The following is an 8,337-nucleotide window of genomic DNA, read 5'->3' as shown; positions in this document are numbered from 1 at the left end:
GCTGGAACTGGCAAACAGTAGCGAGGAATGTTACGCCGGACTGCTGCATGGGCTGAATTTTATCGGGGATACTTTTGTTACCTTTGCCGACAAGGAGGTGTTGGATTTCTCAGCAGAAAGTTTGTGCCAGTTGGGCCATTGTCTGGCATCAATCAGTATCCTGTTACCCGCCCTCATTCAATTGCAAACATCTGCCAGCGGCAGGCTCACCAACAACGAGTTGAACTAGCAACAAATTTTACCGCTCCCGCTTCTATTATCTTTAGCGGAAGCGGTATAAACATCCCTTAATCACACCTGTAACTCGTTATTTTAACGTGGAAAAATGTTTGTCCTAAAATGATGCTGGCTAATTGCTCAGCAGAATCTCATCGGGTTATAGTCAGCACCGCTGCGGTAAAATCCTTTACCGGATTTGGCAGTCCGGCATACACCAAAGCGCATGGCGTAAATACGGTTACATGGGTAATAAGCAAGAAATGGTGAGCTGGGCGGGGGCATCGTAAGGTGCGCCGGGTTCTTCGATGACCGGTTACGCTAACCCTGTCCAGTTCACCACCCTCTGAGATTAGCGTCTCTTGGTGGTGATAATCCCCCCATCGAAGAGGTAGTCATCATGGATCTGACGGCTAAACACCTGTCATTATTGACCTGCACTATCGTTGCTATTCCCACACCTGTTGCTTCATCTTCCCCTCTGCTGCCGGAGGTGCGCTATGTACGATGACACCCCCTGCGAAGTAGAAGAACTTATCGATCACTGCCGTGCGCTGATTTACGCCATCTTTACCATAGATCGAGCCGATGCTAAAGAGGTTCTTTCTCTTATTTTGTGGCAACAAATTGATGCGTTACGCAGTACTTATCTGCGGGATAGCGAGGAGCCACTCGAAGTAGTGTGCGCCCTCTAACACAACAGATAGGTCACCACTGGAACGGATTTATTGATGGTTAACCTATCTACAATGACTTTGAATCTGTAGGAGTTGAGCCGTAAATACAACGATATTTAAGGGTTATACTGCAAAAACCGGCTACAGCACGGCACACTAATCCCTGATTGGCATAGTACTAATATTCGTGATGTAGTCGGTTTTCATGCCGATAATATCGCTGATCTGCATATCTGGTTTTTTGTGCCATCCCTCACACAATCCCCATCACCTGCCCCGCGCGTAGTTATCCGGCATCATAGCAAATGAACGCTTAACCGGAGAAAAACGCATGTCTGCAACCGATTACCACCACGGTGTGCGCGTCATTGAAATTAACGAAGGCACTCGCCCGATCCGCACTGTCAGTACGGCGGTGATCGGGATGGTCTGTACCTCCGATGATGCTGACGCTACCGTATTTCCACTCAATACCCCGGTATTACTCACCAATGTGCTGGCCGCCAGCGGCCAAGCCGGTGAAACCGGCACCTTAGCCCACGCGCTGGAGGCCATCAGCGACCAAACCAAGCCGCTGACCGTGGTTGTCCGTGTGGAGCAGGGGGAAACCGAAGCTGAAACCACGTCCAATATTATTGGGGTGCCACACCGGATGGCCGCTACACCGGCATGAAAGCACTGTTAGCCGCGCAGGGTAAGTTTGACGTTAAACCGCGCATTTTGGGTGTGCCGGGCCATGACACCAGAGACGTGTCCACCGCGCTGCTGGCCATTGCGCAGGATTTACGCGCCTTTGCCTACATCAGCGCCTATGGTTGTAAAACCAAAGAAGAGGCCATTATCTATCGCGATAATTTCAGCCAGCGCGAAGCGATGGTGATTTGGCCGGATTTCCTTAGCTGGGATACGGTGACCAATGCTGAAGCCACCGCTTACGCTACCGCCCGCGCCTTGGGCTTGCGCGCCAAGATTGATAATGATGTGGGCTGGCATAAATCCTTGTCTAACGTCGGGGTGAATGGCGTCACCGGTATCAGCGCCGATGTGTTTTGGGATCTGCAAAACAGCGCCACTGATGCCAATTTGCTCAACAGTAAAGACGTTACCACCCTGATCCGCAAAGACGGTTACCGCTTTTGGGGTTCCCGCTCTTGTTCTGATGATCCGCTGTTTGCCTTTGAGAACTACACCCGCACCGCACAGGTACTGGCTGACACGATGGCCGAGGCGCATATGTGGGCCAACGATAAGCCGCTTACCCCGTCACTGGCAAAAGACATTATTGAGGGCATTCGCGCCAAAATGCGCGAGCTGAAATCATTCGGTTATCTGATTGATGGCGATTGCTGGTATGACGACAGCGTGAACGATAAAACCACCCTCAAAGCGGGCCGTCTGTTTATTGATTACGACTATACGCCGGTGCCACCGCTGGAAGATTTAACCCTGCGTCAGCGCATTACCGATCGTTATCTGGCTAATTTCGCCGCCGCCGTTAACAGCTAAGGAGCTTAACTTATGGCATTACCACGCAAACTTAAGTTCCTGAATGTGTTTAATAACGGGAACAGTTATCAAGGGGTGGTTGAATCCATCACCTTGCCAAAATTAAACCGCAAATTTGAAGATTTTCGCGGTGGCGGGATGAACGGCAGCGCCAAGGTTGATTTGGGGCTGGCTGATGGCGCGCTGGATGTTGACTGGACGTTAGGTGGCATTGAGTCCGAGATTTACCGCCAGTGGGGGGTGACCAAAGTCGACGGGGTGATGTTGCGCTTTGCCGGTTCCTACCAGCGCGACGATACCGGCGAAACCCACGCCGTAGAGATTGTGTTGCGTGGCCGTCATGAGGATATCGACGGCGGTGACAGTAAACAGGGTGATAACACCACCACCAAAATCACCACCAAATGCACCTACTACAAATTGACGTGGGACGGTGAAGTGCTGATTGAAATCGACATTGTGAATATGGTCGAAAGGGTCAACGGCGTCGATATGCTGGAAGCCCACCGCCGTAATATTGGTTTGTAACATCTCCCCATCAGAGAGTGGATGACGAGTCGCGATAGCCCAATCGATGGGGAAATGTTCCGTTCGGGTCGTAGCGGCTTAGGCCGCCGGAGCGCCCGTAGGAACAGTCGCCCCGTCGCACTCGGGGGCAAACCTCCTAACTTTTAATCGGATAATTATTATGAAAAAAGACACGACTGAACCCCAATTTAATGTGATCACGCTGGATGTGCCTATCGTCCGGGGGAATACCACCATTACCGAAGTGACGGTGAATAAACCCACCGCTGGGGCGTTACGTGGGGCCAAGTTGCAAGCGCTGTTAGATACCGATGTTGACGCGCTGATCCGGGTGCTGCCGCGTATCACTACCCCTAATCTGACCGTGCCAGAAATCAGCAATCTTGATCCGGCGGATATTTACGCGCTGTCTCAGGCGCTGGCGATTTTTTTCTTGCCGAACTCGGTCAAGTCCGACTACCTGAGCGCCTAACGGTTGATGATTTGGTGGCTGATATCGCGGTCACCTTTCACTGGCCGCCATCCGCCACCGATCCGATGACCATCGGCGAACTTTTAGAGTGGCGGCATAAGGCCATTATCCGTAACGGGGGCAGTGATGAGTGATAAGAACCTCCGCTTGCAGGTTTCTTTAAGTGCCATTGATAAAGTTACCAAGCCATTTAAATCTATGTTGGCCAGCAATAAAACGCTGGCCGCGTCCATTAAAGCGACGAAAGACCAACTCAAACAACTGGATGCACAATCTGGCAAAATTGAGGGTTTTCGTAAGAATAAAGCGGCGATTAATGGCACTGCTCAGGCGCTGGCTGCTGCCCGTGATAAAGCGCGCCAGCTTGCAACCGAATTAAAAAACAGTGCCGCACCGACCGCGAAACAGGCCAAAGAGTTTAAGCGCGCCAGTGAAGAGGCCGCCAAACTAAAACAAAAATACAATAACTTACGCACCGCGCTGCATAGCCAGCGCACCGCATTACAAAGCAGCGGCATTGCCACCAATCGATTAGGTCAGGCACAGCGATCCCTTAAGGCCAATATCACCAGCACCACCGCCGCACTGACTGCACAGCAGCGCCGGTTAGAACAGCAAGCCCAGCAACAACAGCGCCTCAGTGCCGCCCGTAACCGCTTTGATAGTAGCAATCAGCGCAAAGCCATTGCCGCCGGATTGGGCTACACCTCGTTATCTACCGGCCGTGCTATGGGGCGAGGAATAGCCGGAGCGCTGCATGTTGGTTATGAATTTGACGCCATGATGAGCGGCACTCAGGCGGTAACCCGCATTAAAGATAAAAACTCGCCTGAAATGCAAGCGATGCGCCATCAGGCCCGTACCTTGCCGCTCTCTTCTAAATTTACCGATCTGGAAGTGGCACAGGGCCAATATTTTCTTGGCCGCACCGGTTATAGCCCTAAACAAGTATTAGGCGCGATGCCGGGTATGCTGAATCTGGCCGCGGCCGGGGATATCGATCTCGGCACCACGGCGGATATTGCTTCCAATATTCAAACCGCGATGGGTATTCCGGCGGAGAAAATGGATCGGGTAGCGGATGTGCTCACCGCCCTGTTTACCCGTAATAACGTCGATATTCCGATGCTGGGCGAGTCTATGAAGTATTCCGGTGGCGTTGGACGCGAATACGGGCAGAGTCTGGAAACGGTGGCAGCGTCTACCGCTATGCTGGGTAGCGCTGGTATTCAGGGCAGTCAGGCCGGTACCACCATGCGCAGTATTTTAAGTCGTATTGGTGGCTCCAGTACCGTTAAAGAATTGGGCGTTAAGACCGCCGATAAAAACGGCAATATGCGTGATCTGGTGGATATCCTCAAAGATATCAATGATAAGACCGCCAAAATGGGCAACGTTGAGCGCGGCGCTATTTATAAAGATATCGCCGGACAATATGCCCTCACCGGTTTTGGTGTGTTAATGCACGCTGCTGGCAATGGCTCACTGGATAAGATGCGCGGTAAGCCCGGTGAATATGATGGTGAAGCGGCGCGGGTAGCAGCGACCAAGCTGGACAACCTGAAAGGCGATATGACCATTATTCACGCCGCCCTGGAAAACGTCAGCGTTGAGCTATTTGAGAAAAATGACGCATGGCTTAGGTCAACAGCCAAAAGCATTACTGAGTTTATGCATGGCGTGGCTGAGTTTCTCAAGGCCCACCCCAAAATCAGCCTTGGCATTGTGCAGGTAGGTACTGCTGTCGCTATCGCGACTGCCGCATTTGGTGCGCTGGCGATTGCTGTGGTCGGTATTTTGGGGCCGTTCGCGCTACTGCGTTTTACCACCTCGGTATTAGGTATCCGCTTACTGCCGCGCCTGTCGTTGGGTATGTCCAAACTGGCGAGCACCACCCCGATAACCACGCGTCAGATTGGCACGTTTAGCCGCTCCCTGCTCACCCTGTCTAAAAATGGCGGTCAGTCTGCTATTGCTACCCTTAAGGGGTTGGGTAACGGGCTGGGTAATGTGGTGCGTTCACCGGTTAAATCCGCTATCGGCGGGTTTAAAATGCTGGGTAATGGCATTAGCTGGCTGGCTAAGTCCCCGCTTAAATTCCTGCGTTTTGCCCTTGGCGGCTTGGGCAGTCTGCTCGGGATTTTAATCAGCCCGATTGGCCTGATCGCGGCGGCCATCGTGGGCGCTGGCTTACTGATTTACAAATACTGGAAACCGATTAAGGCATTTCTCGGTGGTGTGGTAGAGGGCTTTATGCAAGCCGCCGCCCCGATTAAAGAGGCACTAAAACCGCTGGGGCCGGTGTTTGACTGGATTGGTGATGCAGTTAAAAACGTGTGGAATTGGTTTAAAAAGTTACTGGAGCCAGTGCAATCGACCACCGCCGATTTAAACAGCGCCGCCGATGCGGGTAAATCTTTCGGTCAGTTTCTGGCTGATGGCATTGATTTGGCAATGACCCCCCTCAAGGCGCTGATCTCATCCATTAAGTGGGTGCTGGAAAAACTGGATGAAGTAAAACAGCGCTCCGAGAAAACCCGCGAACTGGCACAAACGAATCCGGCCATCGCCACCGTCGCAGCTAAGTACGGTATTACATGGAAGCCCGCACCCAAGGGCAACAGTGCCGCTGATATCGCCGCGAAATATACCGGTGAATATGATAACGGCGGTCACATCCCGTTGGGTAAATTTGGCGTGGTCGGTGAGCACGGCCCTGAAATCATCAACGGCCCGGCACAGGTCACCGGCCGCCGTAATACGGCGGCTATGGCGGTTGCTGCTTCCATGCTCTTTAGTGGCTATCAGGCCGCCGCTGCGCCGCTGCATCCCTACAGCTTACCGGCGGCACAGTACCGCAGTAACGGCGGCGGCCAGACCAGCAACCATCAGCAAAATCAAACCACTAATGGCGCGCCCATTATCAATATTTACCCGTTACCACAGCATGATGCGCAGGATATCGCGCGCGAGGTAGCCCGCCAATTAGCGGCTCATAACCGCCAGACACAAAGTAAATCAAACCGCAGCTATCAAGACCATGACGACTAAGGAGTACTAATATGATGATGGCATTAGGGATGTTTGTATTTATGTTGCAAACCGTCCCTTATCAAGATTTTCAGCACCAAATGGCATGGCGTCACCCGTCCAATCCGCGCATCGGCTTGCGGCCGGTTAGCCAATTTTTAGGGCCAGATGAAGAATCGATTACCTTATCCGGCGTGCTGTACCCCGAACTGACTGGCGGTAAATTCTCACTAATGGCCTTGCAGTTGATGGCTGATACCGGCAAGGCCTGGTCATTGATTGAGGGGAACGGGGCGATCCACGGCATGTTTGTGATTGAGAGTCTTAGCCGCACCAAAAGTATTTTTTTCAGTGACGGTTCAGCACGCAAGATTGAATTCACGCTGACATTAAAACGCACCGATGAATCCTTAAAAGAAATGTTTGGTGATTTATCCCAACAATTTGATGATATCGCCGCGCAAATCTCTGACACCGCCAGCGGGTTATTATCATGATCAATATCCTGTCCAGTAACGGCCATAACGCGCCGGATTATGCTATTACCGTGGATGGTATCGATAAAAGTGGCGGTATTAAAAAGCGGTTGATGTCATTAACTTTGACCGATAATCGCGGTTTTGAGGCCGACCAGCTTGATATTGAACTGGATGATTCAGACGGTAAATTAGTGCTGCCACGCCGAGGGGCTAAAATAGCCGTTGCGTTAGGTTGGCAAGGGGCGGCGTTGATTGATAAAGGCATATTCACCGTGGATGAAATAGAGCACAGCGGCGCACCGGATAAGCTGACGATTCGCGCCCGCAGTGCGGATTTTCGGGAAACGCTCAATATTCGCCGTGATCAGTCTTACCATAAAACCACCATTGGCGGCATTATTAAGATAATTGCCGGGCGCAATAAACTCACCCCAACCTTAAATAAGGCCATGTCTGATTTATCCGTCGACCATATAGACCAAACCAACGAATCAGACGGCAATTTCATTACCCGACTGGCGAAACAATATGGCGCTATTGCCGCCGTAAAAAAGGGCAATCTGTTATTTATCAAACAAGGTCAGGCGAAAACCGCCAGCGGTAAATCGATTCCGGTGATGACTATTATCCGCAGCCTGGGCGACGGCCATCAATTTAGTATGGCTGACCGGGGCGCTTATACCGGCGTGGTGGCTAACTGGCTGAATACCCGCACCACCGAAAAACCGGTGGTTAAGGTAAAACGTAAGCGCAAGCGTAAGGCGACCAGTACCGCCAAGCCCAAACAGCCAGAAGAAAAACAAGGCGAATACCTGATAGGCACCGATGAGAATGTGCTGACCTTACGCACCACTTACGCCAGCAAACACAACGCACAGCGAGCGGCTAAATCCAATTGGGAACGGCTGCAACGGGGCGCGGCAAAATTCTCTATTCAGCTTGCCAGGGGGCGCGCGGATCTCTATCCCGAAGTGCCGGTTAAAGTGACCGGATTCAAAAAACAGATTGATGAAGCTGATTGGACGCTGGTGACTGTGACCCATTCCGTGAGTGACAGCGGCTTTACTACCGCGCTGGAATTAGAGGTGAAAATAGATGATTTGGATATGGAATGATGATTTTTAATCAATAATCACGCATAATTATCATTAACACCGACCTTAGTCGGGATGATACCGGAGTCCGGATCATGTTCAATTGCCCTTTATGCCACAGCGCAGCCCATACCCGCAGCAGCAGCCAAATCACCATCGAAACCAAAGAGCGCTATCACCAGTGCATTAATGTGAATTGCGGCCATACCTTTGTGACGATGGAAAGTTTTATGCGCTCAATATCAAAGCCCGGCGAGATTAACCCGGTGATGCCACACCCGCAAACCGGCGGCCAGGTGGTGATGTTCTGACGGCTGAAAATAAATCATTAGTCA

General features: G+C 51.6%; 9 protein-coding genes and 1 pseudogene. All 10 read left to right on the top strand.

The genetic code is table 11. The features are described 5' to 3' along the window. Positions 1–229: hypothetical protein (locus YALDO0001_RS18585; RefSeq protein ID WP_042840545.1), on the top strand; the 229-nt coding region annotated here is incomplete at its 5' end. 487 nt (positions 230–716) lie between these two features. After that, on the top strand, positions 717–911 hold the full coding sequence (locus tag YALDO0001_RS18580; protein ID WP_004705496.1) for a hypothetical protein: 195 nt from the start codon (positions 717–719) through the stop codon (positions 909–911). Positions 912–1,224: 313 nt separating this feature from the next. After that, a pseudogene (locus tag YALDO0001_RS18575) lies at positions 1,225–2,399 on the top strand (phage tail sheath protein). A 12-nt stretch (positions 2,400–2,411) separates the two neighbouring features. Then, entirely contained in the window at positions 2,412–2,927 is a 516-nt protein-coding gene (locus YALDO0001_RS18570) for a phage major tail tube protein (protein ID WP_004705493.1), read from the top strand. Between the two features lie 160 nt (positions 2,928–3,087). Then, entirely contained in the window at positions 3,088–3,399 is a 312-nt protein-coding gene (locus YALDO0001_RS18565; protein ID WP_049596255.1) for a phage tail assembly protein, read from the top strand. A 14-nt stretch (positions 3,400–3,413) separates the two neighbouring features. Beyond that, complete coding sequence (locus YALDO0001_RS18560) at positions 3,414–3,533, top strand: GpE family phage tail protein (RefSeq protein ID WP_004705491.1); 120 nt, start codon at positions 3,414–3,416, stop codon at positions 3,531–3,533. Beyond that, complete coding sequence (locus YALDO0001_RS18555) at positions 3,526–6,450, top strand: phage tail tape measure protein (protein WP_042840541.1); 2,925 nt, start codon at positions 3,526–3,528, stop codon at positions 6,448–6,450. The genes YALDO0001_RS18560 and YALDO0001_RS18555 overlap by 8 nt, the downstream gene beginning before the upstream one ends. Before the next feature lie 11 nt (positions 6,451–6,461). Beyond that, positions 6,462–6,926 carry a phage tail protein gene (locus YALDO0001_RS18550; protein WP_004705489.1) on the top strand — a complete coding sequence of 155 codons (465 nt, stop codon included), beginning with the start codon at positions 6,462–6,464 and terminating at the stop codon, positions 6,924–6,926. Further along, positions 6,923–8,023 (top strand): phage late control D family protein, encoded by a 1,101-nt coding sequence (locus tag YALDO0001_RS18545; RefSeq protein ID WP_042840540.1) that lies wholly within the window; start codon positions 6,923–6,925, stop codon positions 8,021–8,023. Before YALDO0001_RS18550 ends, YALDO0001_RS18545 begins: the two co-directional genes overlap by 4 nt. Before the next feature lie 74 nt (positions 8,024–8,097). Further along, positions 8,098–8,313 (top strand): ogr/Delta-like zinc finger family protein, encoded by a 216-nt coding sequence (locus YALDO0001_RS18540; RefSeq protein ID WP_004705487.1) that lies wholly within the window; start codon positions 8,098–8,100, stop codon positions 8,311–8,313. Positions 8,314–8,337: the final 24 nt, after the last annotated feature.

The organism is Yersinia aldovae ATCC 35236, assembly GCF_000173735.1.
Taxonomy (GTDB): Bacteria; Pseudomonadota; Gammaproteobacteria; order Enterobacterales; family Enterobacteriaceae; genus Yersinia; species Yersinia aldovae.
This window is presented reverse-complemented; position numbering and strand designations above follow the sequence as displayed.